Below are 22283 nucleotides of genomic sequence, written 5' to 3' on the forward strand. Positions count from 1 at the left end.
CGCCCGCGGGGAACGAGGGCGAAAGTCCCCGGGGCGCGGCTCGTCGGACCAATAGGCAGAACCTTTGCGCTTGGCGGTCCCATCCGTGTATGGAGGCCCGGAACTAGGTGGTGATCCTGCGTTCTACCTGGGGTTGTCCGGGCCGCTGATGATGCGGTGGATGGTAGAGCGTCCGACGCTGTACTCGGTGGCCAGGTCGGCGAGGGAGACCTCGCCGTCGGCGTAGCGGCGGCGGATGGAGCGCCGGGCGGATTCGGGGAGTTTGGGCTGCTTTCCCTTGAGCTTGCCGTTCTTCCTAGCCAGGGCCATGCCTTCGCGGGTGCGCTGGTGCCCGATGTTGGCTTCGAATTCCGCGACCATCGCGAGGGTCTGCAGGAAGAGCCGGCCGAAGGGGTCGCTCCAATCGTAGACGGATGCGCCGAGGCCGAAGTGGACGCCACGGCCGGACAGGTCGGTGAGCAGGTCGTTGGCTTCGGCCATGTTGCGGGCGAACCGGTCGAACTTGGTGACGGTGAACACCGTGCCGTCCCACACGGCGGCGAGGGCCTGATCGAGGCCGGCGCGGTCGTCGGTGGAGCAGCGCGCGTAGCCGACCCGGGGCCCGTTCAAGTGTTCCGGATAGGGGGCCTTCACCGGAACGGTTCGCGGAACACCTATACGGAACACCCCGACCTGGGTGTCCATCCGGCCCGGGTGATGTTCCGTTGAGGGATCCCCAAAACGGAACACCAGAGTGGTCACGGTCGCGGTGGTTCCGCTGGTTTCCTCCGAAGGCCCGATGGTCGCCGGGCGGGGGTGCGGGGTGGTCCTCGGACGCTGTTTAGAGGACGGTTGTGATGCCGGCCAGAATGAGGTCGATGCCGACCAGGAACTGCGTGCGGTCGTCGTGCTCGGGCAGTTGTGTCGCCACCTGGCGCATGATCGGGTACTTGTCGGGGTCGAGTTGCGCCCACCGTGCCGCGATGTCTTCGAGTACGGCCGACCGGTCGTGCGGGTGGAGGCGGGCGCGGGCGGCGTTCTGTCCGGCGACGCCGAGGATGTAGTTCCCGAGCGCGGATCCGCAGTCGAACTGTGCTCGCTGGGGGACACCAAGCGCCTGGAGGTGCCTGCCGAGGCTTTCGGCGATCTGCAGGAACGCGGGCTGCCACGGCTCGCGCGAGAGCTGGGAGCCCGCCCAGGGGTGGGAGTCGGTCGCGTCGAACACTGCGAGGGCGGTGGCCCGGATCGCCTCCCGCGGGTCGGCGACGCTGACCACGTCGGTCATGGCACTGGCGATGGCGTCGTCGGTGGCCGCCGCGAGCAGTTCGTTCATGTTGGCGACGTGGTGATAGATCGCCCCGGTCCCTGTCGCCAGGCGGGCCGTGAGCGCGCGGATGGTCAGGGCGCTCTCACCGCCGGCGTCGAGGATCTCGATGGCCGCCTCGACGATCCGCTCCCTCGACAGCGCGTCCGCGCGCCGTTCCCCTCGTTTCGTCCTGGTCGCCATGAGCTCCATCATGCCACCGTTTGGAGCGCTGCTCCAAAATGGATATATTGGAGCAGCGCTCCAACCGAGTTTGAGAGGAACATGATGACGACACCAGTCACGATCATCGGTGCGGGCCTTGGTGGCCTCACCCTCGCCCGCGTTCTGCATGTCAACGGCATCCCCGCGGTGGTCTATGAGGCCGATTCCTCTGCGGAGGCCCGCACGCAGGGCGGCCAGCTCGACATCCACGACTACAACGGGCAGCTCGCGCTCGAGGCGGCCGGCCTGATGGAGGAGTTCCGCGCGATCATCCATGAGGGTGGCGCGGCATCACGCGTGCTCGACTCCCGCGGAACGGTGCTGGCCGAAATGCCCGACGACGGCACGCACGGGCGTCCAGAGGTGCTCCGCGGCGACCTGCGCCGGATTCTGCTCGACTCCTTGCCTGCCGAGACTATCCAGTGGGGACGCAAGGTCACCGATGCCCGGTCCCTGGGCGACGGCCTGCATGAGGTGACCTTCGCCGAGGGGCCGGCCGTGACCACCGGCCTCCTGGTCGGCGCCGACGGCGCCTGGTCGAGGATCAGGCCGCTGCTGTCCGATGCCAAGCCCCGCTACACCGGCACCTCCTCCATCGAGACCTTCCTGTACGACGCCGACGAGCGGCACCCCGCGGTGGCCAAGGCGGTCGGCGGCGGCGCGATGTACGCCCTGTCTCCCGGAAAGGGGATCATCGCGCACCGCGAGGCGGGCAACATCCTGCACACGTACTTCGAGCTGCACTGCCCTGAGGAGTGGGTGGACGGCATCGACTTCACCGCCGCCGCCGCGACCGCCCAGGTCGCGGCCGAGCTCCAGGGATGGGCGCCGGAGCTCACCGCTCTGATCACCGACAGCGACACCGCACCGGTCCCGCGCCCGATCTACACCCTCCCCGACGGGCACCGATGGGACCGCACCCCCGGCGTGACACTCCTCGGCGACGCCGCACACCTGATGCCGCCGTCCGGCGAGGGCGCGAACCTGGCGATGCTCGACGGCGCCGAACTCGCCAAGGCGATCGCCGCCAACCCCGGCGACATCGAAGCGGCACTCACCACCTACGAACAGGGTCTCTTCCCGCGCAGCGACGCCGCATACGCCGATGCGAACGAGACCGTCGACCTCTTCCTCGGCGACCAGACACCGTTCAAACTCGCCAACCTCTTCACCGCCGCCCTCAACGCGCCACACGAGGAACCCGCGCAATCCTGATACGCACCGCCGACGACCCCGTGCGATCGCGGCAGGGGAACGCGACCCACTGCAGCCTTCCTTCCTACACGGCGGTCCCGAGATCGAGGCGGCTGTCCATGTCGAGGTGGAACCGGCCGTAAGGGTTGACGTGTGCCCAGAACAGCGGCGTCAGGGCGCGCCGGTCTTCGCCATCAACGCGAACCCCAGCCGCGTCGCCCCCGACTTGTTCTTGATCAGCTTCCAGTCGCCCTCGACCAGCGTCCATGAGCCGATCAGCTCATCGGGCTCCCACTCCGCGCGCACCGCAGACCCTCCCAGACCACGAACTCTCCGAACAGACGGAGATCACGATCAAGGGGAGCCAGGACGTTCTACTGCTGCGCGACCCCGGCACGCCAACCCTGGGCAAGCCCTGAGCCCCTGCCCCATGTCGGGCTACTCGGGGTTCCGGTAGTAATCGCCGAAAAAGCAATGGATATGGCGTAACCCCTGGTCAAGGAGAGGCTTGGTGAGCTACTGGCCGTCGTGACGGTCTAGGGCTTGGGCCTGGAGGCGTTGGCGGAGGTCGGCTTCCTCGGGCGTCATTGGGTCGGCGGGGCGGCGGATCCGGGCGGGGGTGGGCCGGATCGGCTGGTTGTCGTCGGTGGTTTGCTCGGCTTCTGCGAGTGCGCGGTAGAGCGAGGCGACCGAGGGGTGCTTGCCCGCGTTCTTCCCGGTCTTGGTGCGGGTTAGGGCTCGAGCACGATTTTGCCGTGGGTGTGTCGGCGTTCGAGTTCGGTGTAGGCTTGGCGGACGTGTGTCAACGGGTAGACGTTGGCGATCGGGACTTCGAGGTGTCCCTCGGCGATCAGGGCGGCCAGTTCGGCGAGTACCTCGGCGCCCGGCCTGGCGTTGGTTCCGGGTTCGGTCATTACTCCGTACTTCGCGGCCGCGGCGAAATCGGCGATGGTGTCGATCCGCTCGACCGCGGCGCCAAGAGCAAGGGCCAGTTCGACGTACCCACCGCCGTGGGTGTCGATAAAGGCATCGATGCCGCCCGGTGCGGCGGCCTTGATCCGGTCGATGACGCCGTCACCGTATACGACCGGGATCACACCGTGGCTTTGCAGCCACTCGTGGTTGTACTGGCTCGCCAGGCCGATGACCGTGGCTCCGGCACGGCGCGCGAGCTGAACAGCGAGCGAGCCGACTCCTCCGGCTGCGGCGGAGACGACAACGGTCTCCGCCTTGTCGAGTTGCACGGCATGTACTGCCCCCCATGCCGTCACGCCGGCGACGAACAGGCCGCCCGCCACCTGCCATGAGACGTTGCGCGGTTTGGGTGTGAGGTTGTCGACGTCGACCAGGACCAACTCGGCCTGGGCGGCTCGCTTCTCGGAGAACCCGATCACCTCGTCGCCGACCGAGAATCGGTCGACTCCGACGCCGACTTCCGCGACAACCCCGGCGAGATCGCTGCCCTGCCCGGACGGAAAGGTCGAGGGAAAGATGTCAGCCATCGCGCCGGTTCGGATGGCTGCCTCACCGGGGTTGATGCCTGCCGCTTTGACCCGCACGAGGACCTGCTTGTCCCCGGGCACAGGGCGGTCGATCTCGTCGACCCGCAAGACCTCGATTCCGCCGAACTCGTGGTATCTGACTGCCTTTGTCATTGTCGTGCTTCTCCTCCGAAGCGCGACGCGCGGCTGACTTCGAGAACGGGAATGGTGTCCACCGGTGAGCCCGTCACCAGGGCACCGTTCCGGCGTCGTCGAAGAATCCTCCGGTCGGGCCGTCGTCGGGCAGGGTCGCGAGGCGAATCGCGATGGCCGCACCCTGTTGCGGTGTACGGACGCCGCGAAAACCGTTGAGGTCGGTGGCGGTGAAACCGGGACAGCCGGAGTTGATCAAGATGTTGGTATCACCCAGTTCCTTGACGTACTGGATAGTGAGGGCGTTGAGGAAGGTCTTCGAGGCCAAGTAGGCGGCGGGAACCGGGCCCATGTCGATGCCGGGTGTGGTTTGCAGGGCGAGCGAGCCGACGCTGCTGGACATGTTGACGATTCGCGGTGAGGCCGAGGCGCGCAGCATCGGCAGCATCGCGTTGGTGACCCGGATGACCCCGATCACGTTGGTTTCCACGACGATTCGCACGGTCGCGGGATCGACCGTGGTCGGTGTCTGCGGCATACCGCCGGTGATCGCGGCATTGTTGACCAGAACATCGAGCCCTCCGGCATGGTCGGCGATCAATTCGGCCGCCGCGGCCACACTTGCGTCGTCGGTCACGTCGAGCGGCACATCGAACGCATCGGTCCCGGCCGCGCGCAGCTTCTCCACCGCGGCGTCGCGGCGTTGCCGATCACGCGCGCCCACACCGATTCGCCAGCCGAGCGCGCCCAGGCCAGCGGCGATCTCGTATCCGATTCCTTTGTTCGCGCCGGTCACCAGCGCAATCGTCTGTTCACTCACGTCGCAGATCCTGCTGCGATTCCGGGTGTAGCGTCCAAGACCGATCGGGTGGGCGGCGATACCGCACGGGTATTGGTCGTGGTCATCGCCGGATAACATGACCTGGTGGAGACGCGGGAGATGCGATACTTCGTCGCCGTCGCCGAGGAGTTGCACTTCGGGCGGGCGGCACGACGGCTCGCGATCGCGCAACCACCACTATCGCGAGCCATCCAGCAGCTCGAACGGCGGCTCGGAGTCGTCCTGCTGCACCGCACTGCTCGCGCAATCACTTTGACCGAGGCCGGGTCGGTGCTTCTGCAGGAGGCCCGGCTCGCCCTCGAAGCGGTCGAAGCCGCCGAGCGCCGCACTCGCCGCGCCGCTGCCGACCGGCCCGGTGTGGTGCTGGCCACCAAGGCAGGAGCGTCCAGAGAACTGTTGTCGAAGCTGCTGGACGCCTACGCCGCCGACCCCTCCGCTGTCGCAGTCGAGGTGATGCTCTGCGGGCCCGGCGAACCGGAAGGTCTGCTACGCAACGGGCGTGCCGACGTTGCTCTGCTCCACCGGCCCTACGACATGACGGCCGGATTCGACACCGAGGATCTGCACACCGAACAGCAGGTCGTGGTCCTGCCCGCGGGGCATCCCCTCGCCAACCGACCCCACATGTCGATGGCCGAGGTCAACGCCCTGACGGACCTGCCCCTGCCACGCTGGCCTCGACGGGATGGGAGTTATCCCGACGGCCCCGGCCCGCAGGTTCGCGACCATACCCAGTTGACCCAGCTGATCACGCTTGGACGGGCCTGCGCGCTCATGCCCGAGTCGCTCCGAGCCCAGCTACGCGACGATCACGCCATCGTGCCCGTGCCGGACGCACCGGCCGTCACGACCGTCATCGCCTGGCCACCACACAGCAGATCCAAAGCCGTCGCCGACCTTGTCCGTACGGCGATACGCCTCTAGCCGACAACATCCGCAAATGCCGCATAGCGCGCGGTTCGAAACGGCCACAGATGAATGCCAAAGGCTTGCCGGTCCTCACCGGAACGGCCGCGTTCGGCCAGCTCGTCCTTCATCCGCTTCTCGGCGGCACTGAATTTCGCCGAGATCGCCTGATCGAACAACCCGACGACCTCATCGAGCACATCGGCGGCTGACTGCGCCAGCACCGTGAGCAGGATCAGATGACGCCTCTGCGGCTCCCGCCGCTCCAGCGCCTGGCTGGTCATCCGCCGGCCCATCGTCGCCAGAAACCGACGCCGCTCGGCAGGCAGCACCGACATGTCCAAACGGTCGGCACCTAGGTTGCGCAGGAACCCGAGCTTGTCGACCTCGGCCTTTACCGCCGCTGCGGACGCTTCCACCGGCCCGGTGGCAAGCCACCGCAACCGCGACATCTTCAGCGAGACATCGGTGACCAGCAGCCCGTCCAGCTCCGCGCACCGCTGCGGCGTGAGTTCGTGCGCCAGCCGGTCGTAGGTTCCCGCTGCGCTTGCTCACGGGCGTGAGCAACGCGCTCCACCAGTACCACCGGGCCCGGCCGGATCACCTTCGCCGAGATCAGGTACTCACACGCCAGCCGGAACAGTACTCGACGGCGGGGAAACGCTCCTCCACCGCCAGGCGCACCACCATGAACTCCACCGGGAGGGGGAAGGAAAGCTCGGGCCTCCCCTGCGCGCTCACCCCTCTGTGAGCTGCGTGGGGATCGTCCCGACGTCGACCTGGTCCTCGAAGGCACGGCGCACCCGGTGCGCGAGGCCGCCTTCCTGCGACGGGTCGCGGACCTGCACCCGGCCAAGCACGAGTGGTGGCACCCCACGGCCGGCCACTGTAGGGCGCTAGGCGTCCAGGCCGTTCAGCATGAGAGTGATGCCGCGGCGGAGGGCAGTGGCCTGCCCGGTGCCGCCGCGCACGGCCTGATCCAGGGGCGCGACACCCGCCACGCCCTCCATGTCGATCGAGATGAAAACTCGCATGCACGTCACCGTAACCACGGCCCACGCACACCTGATCGTGCGACGGCACGACCGCCGCGCCCCCGGCTCAGCCGTTCCGACTCGTGGAAGTGAGCCCTTCCGCGATCTTCTTCAGCTCGGCGGTGACGGCCTCGGCGCCGGAGAACTCCTTGGCGTACGTGGGGCTGAACGTGATCTCGGCCCACTGCTTTTCGCCCATTCTGAGGAAGAGCGTCGGCGTGCCCTTCATCCCGTCCTCCCCGACGTTCTGCACGACCAGGTAGCCGGTACGGTCGCCGATGGTCGCCTCCTCGCCGTCCTTCTCCTCGCGGTACGCCTGGATCCGGTCGTCGACCTCCTGGACGGCGGCCGCCTCCTCGTAGATGAAGATTTGGACGCAGTAGAAGCCCTTCTTGTCGCCCTTGTAGTCGTATGAGGTCGAGTACCTGTCGCCGAAGTTCACCGACCACCGGGACCACCGCAGCCGCTCCGGCAGGTATCCCACCCTGACATGGCCGAACTCCCTCCCGTCGCCAAGGTCCCCGAGGTCCGGCGGGTCAGAGGGCAGGGGCGGGGTGTCGTCGATGGGGGGCGGCTCCGGCGCCGCGGTGACCGTGACCTGCTCACCGGTCGTGGCCACCGAGCCGACGGTCAGGTACGTGACGGGCGCGGCGACGACGGCCACGGACGCGGCCACCGCCGCCGTCCAGGCTCTCCTCCTCTTGTTCCGGGAGGAGCGCATCACCCGTTCCACCAGATCGGGCGCGGCATGCAGGCGCGCGGTCTCTTCCTTCATGAGCCGGCGGATCTCGTCCTCAAGCGTGGGCATTCCTGATCACTTCTTCCAGAGTTTCCCGGCCGAGCGCCGAACGGAGCTTGGCTATCGCCCTCGAGGCCTGACTCTTGACCGTGCCAACCGAGCATCTGAGCACCTCGGCGGTCTGCGTCTCGCTGAGGTCCTCCCAGTACCTCAGGACGATCACCGCGCGCTGCCTGGGCGGCAGGGCACGCAGCGCCTCCATGAGCACATGACGCATGTCGGCGTCGGTCGCACGGGCCGCCGTTTCCGGCGGGCTGTGCATCGGGATGATGCTGAGGATCGCCCGGCGGCGGGCACGGCTGATGGCGGCGTTGACGATGACGCGGCGCACGTAGGGCTCGACACTCTCGACGCGGACCCGATCCCAGTTCCTGTAGGTACGCTCCAGCGCCGTCTGGAGCAGGTCCTCGGCCTCCGTCTCGTCGCCGCAGGCGAGATAGGCGACCCGCAGCAGGCTCGTGGCGCGTGCGGCCACGAAAGCGCCGAAGTCATGTTCCACGCTGCTCACGGCAGTCTGTCCGATTTCACGCCTCCTAATACGCCTCGGCCTTCACGATCGTTGCCTGCCCGCGCAGAACATTTCGCAGGCAACCGTTCAGCAGGCCCAGGCGTATGGACAGGCGTGACTTGGAAACAGATGAAGTTCGCCACCGCACCGGCCCGGCGGCCGCTGATCGCCCTCAGCGTGGGCCTTGCCGCTTTCCTGGGCACGCCGACGGCGGCCGTGGCGGCTCCCCCCGAGGGCGCCTACTGGCACACCAGGGCGCTGACGACGAGCACCCACCAGTGGCGGTTCGGCACCAAGTCGGACCCCTACTCGCTGGTCGAGCAGCGGATCGACGAGACGTGGACCGCGCCCGACGGCCGGGCGTGGTTCGGGTACCGGGAGCTCGCGACGCTGCCCCAGAGCGCGGCGGACAAGAAGGCGTGGCAGCGCGACGGCTCCCCCGCCAAATGGAGCGAATCGATCGACGGCAAGACCGTGAAGTTGTCCACCCAGCCCTCCCAGGGGCACGTGGGCCAGGCACGGAACCAGACCTCGTTCCAGCTCGCGGGGCAGCTTCTGACGTATGACGAGGTGCAGCGCCTGCCCGCCGACCCGAATCGGCTCAAGGACTGGCTCACCAAGGCCGGCCAGGTCAGCCGGATTCCGGAGCAGGCAATCGGCAGATGGCTCACCTCGACCCTGCCCCAGATCCTGCACACCCTTCCCGCTCCGAAGGAGGTCCGCGCGGCGGCCTACCAGGCGCTGCTGACGATGCCGGGCGTACGCGCCGAAGGCAACGCGACGGACACGCTGGGCAGGTCCGGCGTCGCCGTACTGATCCGCGAGAACGGGAACAAGGACGAGACCTCGACCACGATGAGGCTGATCGTCGACACAGGCAGGATGGTCCTGCTGGCAGAAGGCCAGACGGTCACACTCAACGGCAAGCCGTTCTTGCCCAAGAGCCACAAGACGCTGATCGAGGTCGGCTGGACCAACTCCCCACCGACCGCCCCGGCCCTACCCTGACGGGTCGGGACCCCGGTGAAACGCGGCCCCACTCGGTTGCCGCGGCTCTGAACCGTGCGACCCGGTTCCCGGTCATTTAGACGTCTAGTCCCATTTCCGCTGCGCAGAGCCCGTTCCGGGCTGAATGGTCACCCGCCGACGCCGTAGCTCTATGGTCGTCATGAGGCCGTCGTCTAGATGATTGATTCCAAGGTGTGAGCTTGGTCAGTGGTCGTGGGCGATCAGGGATCGTTTCACTGGCTGGTTGGTGTGGTCGTTGTGCCAGATCACTGCGGTCAGCGCCAGGATTGGGACGATCATCCGGGCGATGACGCCCGTTGCGGTGTGGGCGCCGTGGCAGGTTGAGTTGGCCCTTGAGGGTCTGGTTGATCGACTCGATGGTCTGGCGTAACGGTTTGAACAGGGGTGTTCCGGCGTTTGGGGTTCGCCTTTGCGGGTTTTGCGGAGCAGCGCGAGATCGCGTTCGGCCAGGGCGGTTTCGAAGTCGCGGTCGTAGTAGTAGTCGGCCGGTGTTCAGGTCTTTCGTCACACATTGATCTTGGGCACCCTCGCCCATGTCTGCAGACGATCAGCAAACCCACCCCTTGGAATCAATCATCTAGGCGAGGCGCGCCTGGACGACGGCGTCGCAGATCACGAGGGGGCTTCTTCGAGGAGGGGTAGGACGGTTTCCGCGGCGGCCAGGTCCTGGACGCCGAGGCCGATGAGTTTGGCCACGGTGATCTGGCGCTCGTTCGCGCGCCCACGCTGGCGGCCCAGGATGAGATCGCCGAGCTCGGCCGTCGGCTCGGCTCCGGACGCGTTCAGGTCGCCTGCGATGGCGGGTGTGTTGAGGCGGCTGTCGACCGCGATCACGTCCGCCCGGTGGAAGCAGGCGGGGTCCAGCTCCGCCTTGGTCGGCTCGTCGGCGCCCACGGCCGTGACGTGCTGGCCGGGACGCAACCAGGCGCCACGCAGGATGGGACTCCGCGCCGAGGTGGCGGTCACGATCACGTCCGCCTGCCGTACCGCCCGCTCGGGGTCGTGCGCGACGGACACCGCGGGGAACTCGCCCAGCAGCGCCTCGCGCAGCTCGCGCGCGGCGCGCGGCGAGCGACCCCAGACGACCACCGACTCGATCGGACGCACCGCGCGGGCGGCCAGCGCCTGCAGGCGGGCCTGCACGCCCGTGCCCAGTACGGCCAGCGTCGCCGCGTCCGGCCTGGCCAGCAGGCGGGTCGCCACCGCACCGGCCGCGGCCGTGCGCAGGTCGGTCAGCAGGTGATCGTCGAACAGCAGCGCGTACGGCGTGCCGGTCGCGGCGTCGTGCACGGCGATGTAGCCGCCGCTCGGCGGGTCGCCGGCGGCGAACCAGGTGCCGACCTTGACCGTGAAGTACCGGCGTCCGGGCAGCCAGGCGGCCTTGACGTGCACGTCGCCCTGCTCGCCGGCCGGGGCGAACACCATCTGCGGCGCCTGCCCGAGCCCGCGGCTGAAGTCGGCCAGGGACCGGGATACCGGCTCGATGAGGTCGGGCAGGGAGACCGCCCGCCTGATGGCCTCGGGACCGTAGATCTTCACGGCAGCTCCCGCAGGGTCGCGGTGCCGACGAACGACACGTTCCCGCCCACGGTGACCCGCTCGACGCGCTCCGGCGTGCCGTAGGCGGTGATGGCGATGCGGCTCGGGCGGCCGGTGAAGCGGCCCTGCGCCAGCGCCACCTCCTGGCCGTCGGCCGCCAGGCCGTGGCGCAGCAGGTAGGCGGCCACGCAGCCGGCGGCGCTGCCGGTGGCCACGTCCTCGACGACGCCGTCGTTGTTCCAGTGCCTGCCCTCCGGGGCCGAGGCGTCGAGCAGGTAGGCGTACTGCGCGCCGCACGAGGCGAGGAGACCGGCGAAGTCGGGATGGACGATGCGGGCGCGGGAGAGGTCGCGGACGGGCACGATCAGGTAGCGCAGCCCGGTCGAGATGATCTCCAGGGGAAGCGAGTCGTCGAGGTGCCGCAGGCCGAGCGCGGCGGCGATCTCGCCCGGGTCGGCCTTCGAAGCGATCACCTCGGGCGTCCCCTGGTCCATCAGCGCGGACACCCTGCCCTCGGACGAGGAGCGGGTGGTCACCCGGACGGTCCCGGCGCGCAGAGCGAAGGTCCATGCGCGCTCGCCGGACTCGTGGGCGAGCTCGTGCAGTACCGCGGCCGCGCCCAGGACCGGATGGCCCGCGAAGTCGAGCTCCTCGAAAAGGTCGAAGACGCGCGCCCGCACCGGGTCGCCGGAGGTCACGTAGATCGTTTCGAAGTGTCGCAGCTCCCTGGTGATCGCGGCCAGCCGATCGTCGTCCAGGGGTGGCGGGTCGACGAAAACGGCCAGGCTGTTGCCGGTGTAGGGCCGGTCGGCGAAGACGTCGACGTGGTGGTAGCCGGTCATGCGGCCAGCCTAGGCACAGGCTTGATCATTGAGAATGGCGATATTCGCGTGTGCTGCATAATCAATGCTTATGGACTTCCAGATCGCCGACCTGAGGTCGTTCGCGGCGACCGTCCGGGCCGGCAGCATCACCCGGGCCGCGGTCGTGCTGAACCTCAGCCAGCCCGCGGTCAGCCAGCGCATCCAGCGACTGGAGCGGGCCGCGGGCGAGCGCATCCTGCTGCGCGACACGCAGGGCGCCCGGCTGACCCCGGCGGGCGAGACGCTGCTGGCCTACGCCGAGCGCATGCTGGCCCTGCACGACGAGGCCCGCACCTCCATCGCAGGACCCGGCGCCGAGCCGTCGGGGCGGCGCACGATCGGGCTGCTGGAGGATCTGGCGATCACCACGTTCCCCGCGGCGCTGGCCGACTTCGCGGCGCTGCACCCGCGGGTCGAGCTCGAGGTGATCGTCAGCTCGGCGGCGTCGCTGCGGCGGCTCGCCGATCGCGGGCGGCTGGACCTGGTGTTCGGCGATCCCGCGTCCATGCCGGAGGCCTCGCTGCGCTGGCAGCGCCGGGTGCCGCTGGCCTGGGCGTGCGCTCCCGGCGTCGACCTGGCCGCCGATCCGCTGCCGCTGGTGGTGTTCTCCCAGCCGTGCCAATGGCGGCAGCCGCTGCTCGACGCGCTCGGCCGGCACGGGCGAGCGTGGCGGATCGCCTTCCAGAGCACCAGCGTCTACGCGGTCCTGGCGGCCGTCACGGCCGGGATCGGCCTCGGCGCGCTCCTGGTGGACAACATCCCGCGCGGAACGCTCATCGACCCCGAGCCGTCCGGCCTGCCGCCCGCGCCGCTGGTCGACATCGCCATCTCCCGCCGCGCCGACACCGACGCCGACCAGGCCCTCAACAGCCTCGAACGCCTCCTCCGCCGCGCCGCCCAGGACTAGCGGGCGCGGTTAGTCGATCCCCCGTCGCGGGCAGGGGTGGGATGTGGAGCACGAGGTCGAGGTGCAGGCCGGAGACGTGTGGCTGCCGGGGACCCTCGTCGATCCGAAGGGCGGCGAGGCGGTCGTCGTGTTCGCGCACGGCAGCGGAAGCGGACGGCACAGCCCGCGCAATCGCTACGTGGCGGGGGAACTGCACACCGCCGGGCTGGGGACGCTGCTGTTCGACCTGCTGACCCCCGCCGAGGAGGACGACCGGCGCAACGTGTTCGACATCGGCCTGCTCGGCGAGCGGCTCGGCCAGGCGACGGCGTGGCTGCGCGAGCGGTCGCCGTCGGCCCGGATCGGCTACTTCGGCGCGAGCACGGGCGCCGCGGCGGCGCTCTGGGCCGCCGCGGAGCCCGGCAGTGACATCGCTGCCGTCGTCTCCCGCGGCGGGCGCCCGGACCTGGCCGGCGAGCGCCTGCCCTACGTGATGGCGCCCACCCTGCTCATCGTCGGCGGTCACGACAAGCAGGTCCTCGAGCTGAACGGGGAGGCCCAGCGCCTGCTGCGGTGCGAGAGCCGGCTGGAGATCGTCCCGGGCGCCACCCACCTCTTCGCGGAACCCGGCGCCCTCGAGCAGGTCGCCGCCCTGGCCCGCGACTGGTTCACCCGCTGACCCGGTCGTACAGCAGGCACAGCGGGCCGCCCTCGCCGGAGGTCGAGTCGGCCAGCCGCCAGCTCGACGACGGCAGCCCGTCCTCGAACAGCCGGGCTCCGCCGCCGACCAGCTCGGGGCAGAGCGTGATGCTGAGCCGGTCGAGCTCGCCCGCCTCCAGCAGGCTCTTGATGACGCTGACGCTGGCCAGCACGATGATGTCGCCGCCATCCTGGCCGCGCAGCTCCCTGACCACCTCGGCGGGGTCGGCGGCGGCGACGCGGGCGTTGCGCCACTCGGCCTCCTTGAGCGTGCTGGAGAAGACGACCTTCTCCACCTCGTCCAGCCACCGGGAGAAGGCCCTGTCGCGCGGGTCGGCGCTCTCGTCCTGGGCCACCGACGGCCAGTACCCGCCGAAGCCCTGGTAGTTCTTCCTCCCGAGCAGCGCGGTGGTGGCGCTGCCCGTGACGCGGATCATGTGGTCGCGGGCCACGTCGCTGACGGCGTGCGGCACGATCCAGCTCATGTCGTAGTCGCCTGCGGGGCCGTTGACGCGGCCGTCCAGTGACAGGGAGATGTTGGCGACTACGGTGCGGTTCGACATGGTGTCCTCCTGCGGGGGTGTGTTCTCGCAGTTCAGTCTCGGCCGCGGGGCAGGGGCTAACATCGGCCAGGTGGCCGATATGGGGGACATGCCGCCCGAGTTGACGTCGTTCGTCGGCCGACGCGCCGAGCTGCACTCCATCATGGCGGCGTTGGCCGGGGCGCGCCTGGTGACGCTGACCGGTCCCGGCGGCTGCGGCAAGACGCGGCTGGCCGTACAGGCCGCGCGCAGGACGGCGGGAAGCCGGCGCGACGGCGCGTGGTGGGTGGAGCTGTCGCCCGAGTCGGATCCGGACGTGGTCGCGGCGCGAGTTGCCGACACGGTGGCGGTGCTGCTCACCTCCGAGGCGTCGCTGGCCAGGCAGCTGCGCGACCGTGAGCTGCTGATCGTGCTGGACAACTGCGAGCACCTGCTGGAGTCCGTCGCGGGCGTGGTGTCGGAGCTGCTGCGCGGCTGCCCGCACGTCACGGTGCTGGCGACCTCCCGCGAGCCGCTCGGGGTGCCGGGCGAACTGGTGTGGCGGGTGCCGCCGCTGGACACCCACGACGCGATCACCCTGTTCAACGACCGCAGCGCCGTGCAGGGACCCGACGAGGCCGTGCGGGACCTGTGCAGGCGGCTCGACGGCATCCCGCTCGCGCTCGAGCTGGCCGCCGCCTGGACGGGCACGCTGTCACCCCGGGAGATCGCCGCCGAGCTGGAGGACCGCTTCGCGGTGCTGTTCACCGGCACGCGCGGCGCGCCGCCGCGCCACCGCACGCTCGAGGCGTCGATGACCTGGAGCCACGACCTGCTGGGCGAGGGGGAGCGGGGGCTGTTCCGGCGGCTGGGGGTCTTCCAGCACGGCTTCACGCTCGCCGCCGCCCAGCGCGTCTGCGGCCCGGAGGTGCTGTACGGCCTGCGCCGCCTGGTGGACACCTCGATGCTGGTGGCCGACACCGGCGAGGGCGTGACCCGGTACCGGATGCTGGAGACCGTCCGCCACTACGCCCTGGACCGCCTGGCCGCCGCGCGGGAGCTGGAGCGGACCCGCCGCCTGCACCTGGCCGCCTACCTGGCGCTGGCCGAGGAGGCCGCGCCGCTGCTCGACACCGACAAGGACGCCTGGCGGGCCCTGGTCCACGCCGACTACCCCAACCTGCGCGCGGCGCTGGAATGGGGGCTCACGCTGGAGGACACCAGCCAGGCACGGAGCCTGGCCGCCGCGCTGGCCTGGTTGTGGCACCTGGAGGGCCGCAGGGCCGAGGGCCTTGGCCTGCTGCGGCTGGCGGCCGAGCGGGGCGCGGGCGAGCACAGCGCGCTGCAGGCCCGGGTGCTGACCGGGCTGGCTCTGGTCGCCGACACCACCCACCCGCTGGGTCCCGACTTCGACGCGGCTCGGGTCGCCGCGGAGATGGCCCGCGTGCACGGCGACGTCCGTACCGCGGCACTGGCAGGGCAGCTGAGCGCGATCGGGCTGCTGGCCACCGACCTGGAGGCCGTCAGGGCCGCCGCCCTCGAAACGCGCGCCGACCCGCTCATGGCCGAGCACTCCGACGTGCTGCTCGGCCTCGTCAGCCATCTACGCGACGAGCATGAGCAGGCCATGGCGCTGCTCGGACCGGCCGCCGCCGAACTCTCGCGGCGGCACGACCGCGGTGTGGCCGCCACCGCGTTCGGGTTCGCCGCGCTCAGCGCCGCCTACATCGGCGACCTGCCCGGCGCCGAGGAGCTGGCCAGGCAGGGCGTGGACGAGGCCAGGCCGCTGCCCGACTATCACAGGAACGGCTCGGCCCGCGGCATCCTGGCCGTCGTGCTTGTGCTGCGCGGTCGTCCCGGCGCGGCGCTCGAGGCGCTCGACCCGGTCATCAGGCTGGTCGAGGAGGCGGATCACGCGCCCTTCGTCCCCTGGCTGGCCAAGGCCGCGGGACTGGCCCACCTGTACGGCGGGCGGGCCGAGGCGGCCGTCGAGTGGTTTCGCAGGGAAGCGGACTGGCTGGGGGCCGGCCGTACCGACGCCGATCTCACGCCCGAGACGCAGATCCTGCTCGCGGCCGCCCAGCAGGCCACCGGCGACCTGGAGGCGGCGCGCCGCACCTGCGCGACGGGGCTCGAGCGGGCCCGCGCGCTCGGCCTGCCGCGGTTGATCGCCGACGGGCTGGCGCAGCAGGCCCGGCTCGCCGAGCCCGAGCGCGCCCTCGAACTCCACCACGAGGCCCTCGACCTGCGCGCCCGCCACGGGCTGCGACCTGCCTGCCTCGACAGTCTCGACGCCCTGGCTCTCGCCTACGGCGCGCGCGGATCGGACGCGGTGGCCGCCCGCCTGCGCGGCGCCTGCGACCGCCTGCGCGAGGATCTCGCCTATCCCCGGGCTTTCGAGAGGTACGGCAAGGCCGACCCGCAGGGCCGCGAGCTGGATCTGGAGGCGGCCATCGAGTACGCCCGCCGCTCGCGCGGGACCCGCGGCCGCCCCGCGAGCGGCTGGGACAGCCTCACCCCCGCGGAGCGGCAGGTCGTCCAGCTGGCGGTCGAGGGCCTGTCGAACCCGGAGATCGGCAAGCGCCTGTTCATGAGCCGCAGCACCGTCAAGACCCACCTGGCGCACGTCTACGCCAAGCTCGGCGTGGCCAACCGCACCGAGCTGGCCATGGTCAGCGCAGCGCGGGAAAGAACTCCGTGACATCGCCGAGCTCGAAGCCCTGGTGGGCGGCGCGATCAGCATGATGGCGGGGGTTCTGCGCCCGCTCGGCACGGCCCTCACCCGCCGCCCGGCCGGTCCCTCACACCAGGGCCGTACGGCAGGCCCGGCCTTCGAGATGTACTACCCCCTGGGCAACGTGGTGCCGTGGCGGGAGGCGGCCTGGACGGTCCTGTGCGAACGCGTCCACCAGGTCGCCACCAGGTGCGCCGGGCACGCCAACGACGATCCTGTCATCACCGCCGCCGCGGCCCGCGCCGCCGCGGTGGCCGCTTCCCTGGACGCCGCCCGCACCTGAGCCCGCACGGCGAGGGGTCACTGGCCGTAGGAGAAGCGGAGTTGCGCGTTGATGAGGAAGTTGAGGCGGTGGCGGAGGTGGCCGAGGACGGCGGAGTCGGGGATCTCGCCGGGGGTCAGCAGGGTCCAGCGCAGCGCGGAGCCGCCGTGGGCCGGGCGGATGTCGAAGTGGATCTCGTCGTCGGGTCTGTCCGGCCACAGGGAGGACCAGACGACGAGGTCCGGCCGCACGGCTCGGAGGATGCGGGGCTCGATCTCGTCGCGGCGTAGCTCCAGCCACTGTCGTGCGCCGGGGCGGCGCGGCTCGGTCAGGCTCTCCCACACGACCAGCGGCGGAGGCGGCTGTGGACGCTCTCGCGAGCCCAACTCGATCACTCCGCCAGTCTAGAGCCGACAATCGGAGCGGAATGCTCCGGATACGATGAGCGGGGTGAGCACGCCCACGCGCCGTGGCCCGCGCAGGGTCGAGGCGGAACGCAACGATCGCGCTCTCCTGGAGGCCGCCCGCGAGGTGCTGGCCGAGGACGGAGCGCATGCCTCGGTGGCCGCCATCGCCGCCCGCGCGGGGGTGGGGATCGGCAGCCTCTACCGGCGGTACCGGACCAAGCAGGAGCTCTTCCAGCGGCTGTGCGTGCTGAGCATGGAGCACTCGATCCAGGCCGCCGAACGGGGACTGGACGACGCCGACCCGTGGCGCGGGCTGGCGGGGTTCGTGGTCGAGTGCGTGGAGTTCGGGCAGGGGCAGCTCGGGCCGATCGCCGGATCCATCGAGGTGACCGAGGAGATGGCGGCCAAGGCGCGGCGCGCCGATGAGGTGGCCGCGGCGCTGGTGGAGCGGGCGCACGCGGCAGGCGTGCTGCGGCCGGACGTCACGCGGATCGACCTGGCTCTGCTGATCGAGCAGCTGGGCAGCTCGCCGATGCTGAAGCAGCTGCGCGGCAGGGAGAAGCTGTTCAGCGCGGCCGAGAGGGCGCACCGTCGGATCGTCGCGATCGCGCTGGACGGGCTGCGGGCCCAGGGGGCCTCGAAGCTGCCGGGGGAACCGCCCACCGACGAGCTCTTCTCAGGACGCTGGGAAAAACTTCCCTGACGACGTCGAAATCCGGTCGCGGGGTTCTACGTCCCTGATGAGAAGGGGATGGAGGACACCATGAGCTACACCCGCGACCCGCGCGTCGACGCCTACATCGACGCGTTGCCCGACTGGCAGCAGGCCATCTGCCAGGAGGTACGCGATCTGGTCCACGCCGCCGACCCGGAGGTTGAGGAGACCGTCAAGCGCACCCGCCAGCCGTACTTCGTGCTCGACGGCAACATCTGCGCCCTGCTGGCCGCCAAGGACCACGTCAACGTCTTCGTGTACGACGGCGCGATCGTGTCCGACCCGGAGGGCATCATCACGGCCGGGCACGGCAACAAGACCGCCCGTACGGTCGCCTTCAAGGAGGGCGAGACGATCAACGCCAGGGCGCTGAAGGCGATGTTCCAGCAGATCATCGCCAACAACCGGGCAGGTGGATGGCGCAAGCTGAAGGGTAGGACGCAGATGTGAAGCTGGGACTTCCCGACGGCACGCGCGCGTGCCTCTTCGACATGGACGGCGTGCTCACCGACACCGCCTCGGTGCACGCCGCGGCATGGAAGCAGATGTTCGACGAGTTCCTGGGAGCCGACCGGGAGCCGTTCGACATCCATCGCGACTACGACGACTACGTGGACGGCAAGCCGCGCGAGGACGGCACCCGCTCCTTCCTGGCCTCGCGCGGGATCGTGGTGGACGAGGCCACGATCAGGCGGTTGAGCGACAGGAAGAACGCGCTCGTCCAGGACAAGATCGCGGAGCTGGGCGTCAAGGTCTTCGACGGCTCGGTGGCCTACGTGCGGGCGGCGACCGCCGCAGGGCTGAAGACTGCCGTGGTCTCCGCCAGCGCCAACACCCACCAGGTGCTGGCCGCGGCCGGCATCGACGACCTGTTCCACGTGGTGATCGACGGCATCGTGACCAAGCAGCGCGGCCTGGCGGGCAAACCGGCGCCCGACACCTACCTGGCCGCCGCCCACGACCTCGGCGTCGAGCCGGGCGCTGCCGCGGTGTTCGAGGACGCGCAGGCGGGCGTGGCCGCGGGGCGCGCGGGCGGGTTCCACCCGGTGGTCGGCGTCGACCGGGTGGGCCAGGCGGCCGAGCTGCGCGAGCACGGCGCCCACCTGGTGGTCAAGGACCTGAGCGAACTGCTGGAGCCGTCGTGATCGAGCATCCCGCCTATCCGGCCGAGCCGTGGCAGGTCAGGGAGACCTCGGTCGACCTGGACCGCCTGGCGCAGAGCGAGTCCGTGTTCGCCCTGTCCAACGGGCACATCGGGCTGCGCGGCAACCTCGACGAGGGCGAGCCGTACGGCCTGCCGGGCACCTACCTCAACGGCGTGTACGAGACGCGCCCGCTGCCGTACGCCGAGGGCGGCTACGGCTACCCGGAGACCGACGACACGGTCGTCAACATCACCAACGGCAAGCTCATCCGGCTCCTGGTCGACGACGAGCCGCTGGACATGCGCTACGGCACGGTCGAGGCGCACGAGCGGATCCTGGATCTGCGGGCGGGCACGCTCACCCGGCACCTGGACTGGACCTCGCCCGCCGGCAGGCGGGTGCGGGTCACCTCGACCCGGCTGGTGTCGTTGGAGCAGCGCGCCGTGGTCGCCATCCGCTACGAGGTGGCGCCGGTCGACGAGCCGGTGCTGGTGGTCGTGCAGTCGGAGCTGGTCGCGAACGAGACCGTGCCCACCGAGGAGGACGATCCGCGGGCCGCCGCGGCGCTGGCCGCGCCGCTGGAGGCGGAGTACCACGCGACCGGGGCGGGCAAGGCGGCCCTGGTGCACAGCGTCCGCCGCAGCCGCCTGCGCGTGGCCGCGGCGATGACGAACCTGGTCGACGGGCCCGAGCGGATGCACACCGAGCTGGTCAGCTCCGCGGACCTGGCCCGGTACACGGCCGCGGCCAGGCTCGAGCCGGGGGAGCGGCTGCAGCTGGTGAAGCTGGTGGGGTACGGCTGGTCCAGGTCGCGCTCGGTGCCGGCGCTGCGCGACCAGGTGAGCGCCGCGCTGACCGCCGCCGAGCTGTCGGGCTGGGAGGGACTGGCCGCGGGCCAGCGACAAGCCATGGACGACTTCTGGTCCCGCGCCGACGTCGAGATCGACGGCGACGTGGCGCTGCAGCAGGCGGTCCGCTTCGGGCTCTTCCACATCCTGCAGGCCTCGGCCAGGGCCGAGCACCGGCCGATCCCGGCCAAGGGGTTGACCGGCTCCGGCTACGACGGGCACGTCTTCTGGGACACCGAGGCGTTCGTGCTGCCGGTACTCATGCACACCGCGCCCAAGACGGTCGCCTCGGCGCTGCAGTGGCGGCGGCACACGATGCCGATCGCGCAGGAGCGGGCCAGGCAGCTCGGCCTGCAGGGCGCGGCGTTCCCGTGGCGCACCATCCACGGGATGGAGTGCTCCGGCTACTGGCCCGCCGGCACCGCCGCCTTCCACCTGAACGCCGACATCGCCGGCGCGGTGATCCGGTACGTGCGGGCCACCGGTGACACCGAGTTCGAGGCGGGCACGGGGCTGGAGCTGCTGGTGGAGACCGCCCGGCTGTGGCGGTCGCTGGGCCACCACGACAAGAGCGGCGCCTTCCGCATCGACGGCGTGACCGGCCCCGACGAGTACAGCGCGGTGGCCGACAACAACGTCTACACCAACCTGATGGCCCGCCGTAACCTCGCGGCCGCGGCCGACGCGGTGGCTCGCTACCCCGGCCACCACGAGGTGAACGACGAGGAGGCCGCCTCCTGGCGGGACGCGGCGGAGGCGATGACGATCCCCTACGACCGGCAGCTGCGCGTGCACCCGCAGGCGGAGGGCTTCACCGCACACGCCGAGTGGGACTTCGCCAAGAACAACCGCTACCCGCTGTTGCTGCACTACCCCTACTTCGACCTGTACCGGCGGCAGGTGGTCAAGCAGGCCGATCTGGTGCTGGCCATGCACCTGGTCGGCGAGGCGTTCACCCCGGAGCAGAAGGCCCGCAACTTCGCCTACTACGAGCGGCTGACGGTCCGCGACTCCTCGCTGTCGGCCTGCACCCAGGCGGTGCTCGCGGCCGAGGTGGGCCACCTGGCCCTGGCCCACGCCTACCTGTGCGAGGCCGCCCTGATGGACCTGGACGACCTGGAGCACAACACCCGTGACGGGCTCCACCTGGCGGCGCTGGCCGGGGCGTGGATCGCGCTGGTGGAGGGCTTCGGCGGGATGCGGTTGCTCGACAGCGTGCTGTGCTTCGCGCCGCGCCTGCCCGACACCCTGTCCAGGCTCACTTTCCGGCTGGCCTACCGCGGTCGCAGGCTGCGGGTCACGGTGACGCACGCCGCCGCGACCTACGAGCTCATGGAGGGCGACCCGCTGCACGTCACGCACTACAGCGAGGATGTGGAGCTGGGCAAGGAGCCGGTGCACCGGCCGCTGCCGCCGCTGCCGGACCCGGGCCCGACGCCGGAGCAGCCGCCGGGCAGGGAGCCGCCGCTGGGTAGGGATATCCCTACCCCCGAGACGCCGGGGAGCAGGGTCGATCAGGAGAGCGGGCGCTCGTAGCGTTTCAGTCATGGAAACCCTCCGGCACCGAATCGCCACCGACACGCGCTACGTCATGGCCGGCTTCCCGGTCTCCGTGATCGCTTTCACGCTGGTCGTCGCCGGTGTATCGGCCGGGCTCGGCAGCCTGGTCGTATTCGTCGGCCTGCTGATCCTGGCGGCCACCGCGCTGGTCGCCCGCAACTTCGCCGACCTGGAGCGGGCCATGCTGCCCGAGGTGGTCGGCCGCCCGCTGGCCCGGCCCGAGTACCCGGAGGCCCCCGCGGGCGCCGGGTGGCTGCGCCGGGCGGTGAACCCGCTGGCCTCCGGCCAGGTCTGGGCCGACCTGCTGCACGCGATCGTGATCTTCCCGTTCGCCGTGGCCTCCTTCGTGGTGACCGTGGTGTGGTGGGCCGGCGCGATCGCCGGGCTGACCTTCCCGGTCTACGGATGGATCCTCGCCAAGATCCCCGGAATGATCGACGGCGGGCTGCCCGCGCTGCTCGGCCTGGCTCACACCGAGTCCATGTTCATCACCTTCAACACCCTGGTGGGGGTGGGCTTCGCCCTGACGCTGGTCCCGGTCGTGCGGGTCGCCGCACTGTGCAAGGCCGGCATCTCCCAGGCGATGCTCACGCGGGCGGTCTACCCCGTCCGGTCTGGGATGATCCCCGCGGTATAATTGATCGATAGGGCC

General features: G+C 70.5%; 26 protein-coding genes. 12 read left to right on the top strand and 14 right to left on the bottom strand.

Annotated elements, in window-relative coordinates; genetic code table 11:
* Nucleotides 1-123: 123 nt before the first annotated feature.
* Together ACIBHX_RS41890 and ACIBHX_RS41895 are read right to left on the bottom strand one after the other, a co-directional pair.
* The gene (locus ACIBHX_RS41890; protein ID WP_397073241.1) at nt 124-741 is read right to left on the bottom strand and encodes a recombinase family protein; all 618 of its coding nucleotides are present in this window, start codon (nt 739-741) and stop codon (nt 124-126) included.
* Nucleotides 742-820: 79 nt separating this feature from the next.
* Nucleotides 821-1486, bottom strand: a complete 666-nt coding sequence (locus ACIBHX_RS41895; RefSeq protein ID WP_397073243.1) for a TetR/AcrR family transcriptional regulator — start codon at nt 1484-1486, stop codon at nt 821-823.
* 81 nt (nt 1487-1567) lie between these two features.
* Between ACIBHX_RS41895 and ACIBHX_RS41900 the strand changes: the two genes are divergently transcribed.
* Nucleotides 1568-2722: an FAD-dependent oxidoreductase gene (locus tag ACIBHX_RS41900; protein WP_397073245.1), complete on the top strand. Its 1155-nt coding sequence runs from the start codon at nt 1568-1570 to the stop codon at nt 2720-2722.
* A 150-nt stretch (nt 2723-2872) separates the two neighbouring features.
* Here ACIBHX_RS41900 and ACIBHX_RS41905 read toward each other — a convergent pair whose 3' ends face one another.
* The 3 genes from ACIBHX_RS41905 to ACIBHX_RS41915 all read right to left on the bottom strand — a co-directional run bounded on the left by ACIBHX_RS41905 (nt 2873) and on the right by ACIBHX_RS41915 (nt 5155).
* The gene (locus tag ACIBHX_RS41905; RefSeq protein ID WP_397073246.1) at nt 2873-3007 is read right to left on the bottom strand and encodes a hypothetical protein; all 135 of its coding nucleotides are present in this window, start codon (nt 3005-3007) and stop codon (nt 2873-2875) included.
* A 425-nt stretch (nt 3008-3432) separates the two neighbouring features.
* A complete protein-coding gene (locus tag ACIBHX_RS41910; RefSeq protein WP_397073248.1) occupies nt 3433-4356 on the bottom strand; it encodes an NADP-dependent oxidoreductase in 924 nt (307 codons plus the stop codon).
* 73 nt (nt 4357-4429) lie between these two features.
* A complete protein-coding gene (locus ACIBHX_RS41915; RefSeq protein WP_397073250.1) occupies nt 4430-5155 on the bottom strand; it encodes an SDR family oxidoreductase in 726 nt (241 codons plus the stop codon).
* A 105-nt stretch (nt 5156-5260) separates the two neighbouring features.
* Between ACIBHX_RS41915 and ACIBHX_RS41920 the strand changes: the two genes are divergently transcribed.
* Complete coding sequence (locus ACIBHX_RS41920) at nt 5261-6100, top strand: LysR family transcriptional regulator (RefSeq protein ID WP_397073252.1); 840 nt, start codon at nt 5261-5263, stop codon at nt 6098-6100.
* On the opposite strand, the gene ACIBHX_RS41925 is transcribed toward ACIBHX_RS41920, so the two are convergent.
* The 5 genes from ACIBHX_RS41925 to ACIBHX_RS41945 all read right to left on the bottom strand — a co-directional run bounded on the left by ACIBHX_RS41925 (nt 6097) and on the right by ACIBHX_RS41945 (nt 8414).
* A complete protein-coding gene (locus ACIBHX_RS41925) occupies nt 6097-6525 on the bottom strand; it encodes a hypothetical protein (RefSeq protein ID WP_397073254.1) in 429 nt (142 codons plus the stop codon). The genes ACIBHX_RS41920 and ACIBHX_RS41925 overlap by 4 nt on opposite strands.
* A 294-nt stretch (nt 6526-6819) precedes the next feature.
* Nucleotides 6820-6942 (bottom strand): hypothetical protein, encoded by a 123-nt coding sequence (locus ACIBHX_RS41930; RefSeq protein WP_397073256.1) that lies wholly within the window; start codon nt 6940-6942, stop codon nt 6820-6822.
* Nucleotides 6943-6978: 36 nt separating this feature from the next.
* Nucleotides 6979-7116, bottom strand: coding sequence for a M55 family metallopeptidase (locus ACIBHX_RS41935; RefSeq protein WP_397073258.1), 138 nt, complete (start codon nt 7114-7116; stop codon nt 6979-6981).
* Nucleotides 7117-7183: 67 nt separating this feature from the next.
* Complete coding sequence (locus tag ACIBHX_RS41940; protein WP_397073259.1) at nt 7184-7924, bottom strand: hypothetical protein; 741 nt, start codon at nt 7922-7924, stop codon at nt 7184-7186.
* Nucleotides 7911-8414: a SigE family RNA polymerase sigma factor gene (locus ACIBHX_RS41945; protein ID WP_397073260.1), complete on the bottom strand. Its 504-nt coding sequence runs from the start codon at nt 8412-8414 to the stop codon at nt 7911-7913. The genes ACIBHX_RS41940 and ACIBHX_RS41945 overlap by 14 nt, the downstream gene beginning before the upstream one ends.
* 123 nt (nt 8415-8537) lie before the next feature.
* On the opposite strand from ACIBHX_RS41945, the gene ACIBHX_RS41950 reads away from it, so the two are divergent.
* Nucleotides 8538-9431 carry a hypothetical protein gene (locus ACIBHX_RS41950; RefSeq protein WP_397073262.1) on the top strand — a complete coding sequence of 298 codons (894 nt, stop codon included), beginning with the start codon at nt 8538-8540 and terminating at the stop codon, nt 9429-9431.
* A gap of 633 nt (nt 9432-10064) precedes the next feature.
* Here ACIBHX_RS41950 and ACIBHX_RS41955 read toward each other — a convergent pair.
* Nucleotides 10065-10991: an ornithine cyclodeaminase family protein gene (locus ACIBHX_RS41955; RefSeq protein ID WP_397073264.1), complete on the bottom strand. Its 927-nt coding sequence runs from the start codon at nt 10989-10991 to the stop codon at nt 10065-10067.
* Nucleotides 10988-11833, bottom strand: a complete 846-nt coding sequence (locus tag ACIBHX_RS41960; RefSeq protein WP_397073266.1) for a PhzF family phenazine biosynthesis protein — start codon at nt 11831-11833, stop codon at nt 10988-10990. The genes ACIBHX_RS41955 and ACIBHX_RS41960 overlap by 4 nt, the downstream gene beginning before the upstream one ends.
* A gap of 70 nt (nt 11834-11903) precedes the next feature.
* Between ACIBHX_RS41960 and ACIBHX_RS41965 the strand changes: the two genes are divergently transcribed.
* Nucleotides 11904-12761: a LysR family transcriptional regulator gene (locus ACIBHX_RS41965; protein WP_397073268.1), complete on the top strand. Its 858-nt coding sequence runs from the start codon at nt 11904-11906 to the stop codon at nt 12759-12761.
* A 43-nt stretch (nt 12762-12804) separates the two neighbouring features.
* On the top strand, nt 12805-13419 hold the full coding sequence (locus ACIBHX_RS41970) for a dienelactone hydrolase family protein (RefSeq protein ID WP_397073270.1): 615 nt from the start codon (nt 12805-12807) through the stop codon (nt 13417-13419).
* Here the strand turns inward: ACIBHX_RS41970 and ACIBHX_RS41975 are convergent.
* A complete protein-coding gene (locus ACIBHX_RS41975) occupies nt 13409-14002 on the bottom strand; it encodes a dihydrofolate reductase family protein (protein ID WP_397073272.1) in 594 nt (197 codons plus the stop codon). The genes ACIBHX_RS41970 and ACIBHX_RS41975 overlap by 11 nt on opposite strands.
* A gap of 79 nt (nt 14003-14081) precedes the next feature.
* On the opposite strand from ACIBHX_RS41975, the gene ACIBHX_RS41980 reads away from it, so the two are divergent.
* Together ACIBHX_RS41980 and ACIBHX_RS41985 are read left to right on the top strand one after the other, a co-directional pair.
* Complete coding sequence (locus ACIBHX_RS41980) at nt 14082-16661, top strand: LuxR C-terminal-related transcriptional regulator (RefSeq protein WP_397073494.1); 2580 nt, start codon at nt 14082-14084, stop codon at nt 16659-16661.
* 22 nt (nt 16662-16683) lie between these two features.
* Nucleotides 16684-16977 carry a hypothetical protein gene (locus tag ACIBHX_RS41985; protein ID WP_397073274.1) on the top strand — a complete coding sequence of 98 codons (294 nt, stop codon included), beginning with the start codon at nt 16684-16686 and terminating at the stop codon, nt 16975-16977.
* Between the two features lie 17 nt (nt 16978-16994).
* On the opposite strand, the gene ACIBHX_RS41990 is transcribed toward ACIBHX_RS41985, so the two are convergent.
* Nucleotides 16995-17351 (bottom strand): hypothetical protein, encoded by a 357-nt coding sequence (locus ACIBHX_RS41990; protein ID WP_397073275.1) that lies wholly within the window; start codon nt 17349-17351, stop codon nt 16995-16997.
* A gap of 55 nt (nt 17352-17406) precedes the next feature.
* On the opposite strand from ACIBHX_RS41990, the gene ACIBHX_RS41995 reads away from it, so the two are divergent.
* Genes ACIBHX_RS41995 through ACIBHX_RS42015 form a run of 5 tightly spaced genes read left to right on the top strand, consistent with a single transcriptional unit; the run spans nt 17407 to nt 22268 of the window.
* Complete coding sequence (locus ACIBHX_RS41995; protein ID WP_397073276.1) at nt 17407-18066, top strand: TetR/AcrR family transcriptional regulator; 660 nt, start codon at nt 17407-17409, stop codon at nt 18064-18066.
* Between the two features lie 60 nt (nt 18067-18126).
* Nucleotides 18127-18528 carry a DUF1801 domain-containing protein gene (locus ACIBHX_RS42000; RefSeq protein WP_397073278.1) on the top strand — a complete coding sequence of 134 codons (402 nt, stop codon included), beginning with the start codon at nt 18127-18129 and terminating at the stop codon, nt 18526-18528.
* Nucleotides 18525-19223 carry a beta-phosphoglucomutase family hydrolase gene (locus ACIBHX_RS42005; protein ID WP_397073280.1) on the top strand — a complete coding sequence of 233 codons (699 nt, stop codon included), beginning with the start codon at nt 18525-18527 and terminating at the stop codon, nt 19221-19223. The genes ACIBHX_RS42000 and ACIBHX_RS42005 overlap by 4 nt, the downstream gene beginning before the upstream one ends.
* Nucleotides 19220-21607 (top strand): glycoside hydrolase family 65 protein, encoded by a 2388-nt coding sequence (locus ACIBHX_RS42010; protein ID WP_397073282.1) that lies wholly within the window; start codon nt 19220-19222, stop codon nt 21605-21607. Before ACIBHX_RS42005 ends, ACIBHX_RS42010 begins: the two co-directional genes overlap by 4 nt.
* A 10-nt stretch (nt 21608-21617) precedes the next feature.
* On the top strand, nt 21618-22268 hold the full coding sequence (locus ACIBHX_RS42015) for a sensor domain-containing protein (RefSeq protein WP_397073283.1): 651 nt from the start codon (nt 21618-21620) through the stop codon (nt 22266-22268).
* Nucleotides 22269-22283: the final 15 nt, after the last annotated feature.

The sequence above is a fragment of the Nonomuraea sp. NPDC050536 genome (genome assembly GCF_044457685.1).
GTDB lineage: Bacteria > Actinomycetota > Actinomycetes > Streptosporangiales > Streptosporangiaceae > Nonomuraea.

Bases quoted from the DNA above. Each gene is read 5' to 3' on its own strand.
- ACIBHX_RS41965 (WP_397073268.1), top strand. From the start codon at position 11,904: ATGGACTTCCAGATCGCCGACCTGAGGTCGTTCGCGGCGACCGTCCGG.
- ACIBHX_RS41980 (WP_397073494.1), top strand. From the start codon at position 14,082: ATGGGGGACATGCCGCCCGAGTTGACGTCGTTCGTCGGCCGACGCGCC.
- ACIBHX_RS41975 (WP_397073272.1), bottom strand. From the start codon at position 14,002: ATGTCGAACCGCACCGTAGTCGCCAACATCTCCCTGTCACTGGACGGC.
- ACIBHX_RS41960 (WP_397073266.1), bottom strand. From the start codon at position 11,833: ATGACCGGCTACCACCACGTCGACGTCTTCGCCGACCGGCCCTACACC.
- ACIBHX_RS41895 (WP_397073243.1), bottom strand. From the start codon at position 1,486: ATGGCGACCAGGACGAAACGAGGGGAACGGCGCGCGGACGCGCTGTCG.
- ACIBHX_RS41910 (WP_397073248.1), bottom strand. From the start codon at position 4,356: ATGACAAAGGCAGTCAGATACCACGAGTTCGGCGGAATCGAGGTCTTG.
- ACIBHX_RS41935 (WP_397073258.1), bottom strand. From the start codon at position 7,116: ATGCGAGTTTTCATCTCGATCGACATGGAGGGCGTGGCGGGTGTCGCG.
- ACIBHX_RS41900 (WP_397073245.1), top strand. From the start codon at position 1,568: ATGATGACGACACCAGTCACGATCATCGGTGCGGGCCTTGGTGGCCTC.
- ACIBHX_RS42015 (WP_397073283.1), top strand. From the start codon at position 21,618: ATGGAAACCCTCCGGCACCGAATCGCCACCGACACGCGCTACGTCATG.
- ACIBHX_RS41940 (WP_397073259.1), bottom strand. From the start codon at position 7,924: ATGCCCACGCTTGAGGACGAGATCCGCCGGCTCATGAAGGAAGAGACC.
- ACIBHX_RS42000 (WP_397073278.1), top strand. From the start codon at position 18,127: ATGAGCTACACCCGCGACCCGCGCGTCGACGCCTACATCGACGCGTTG.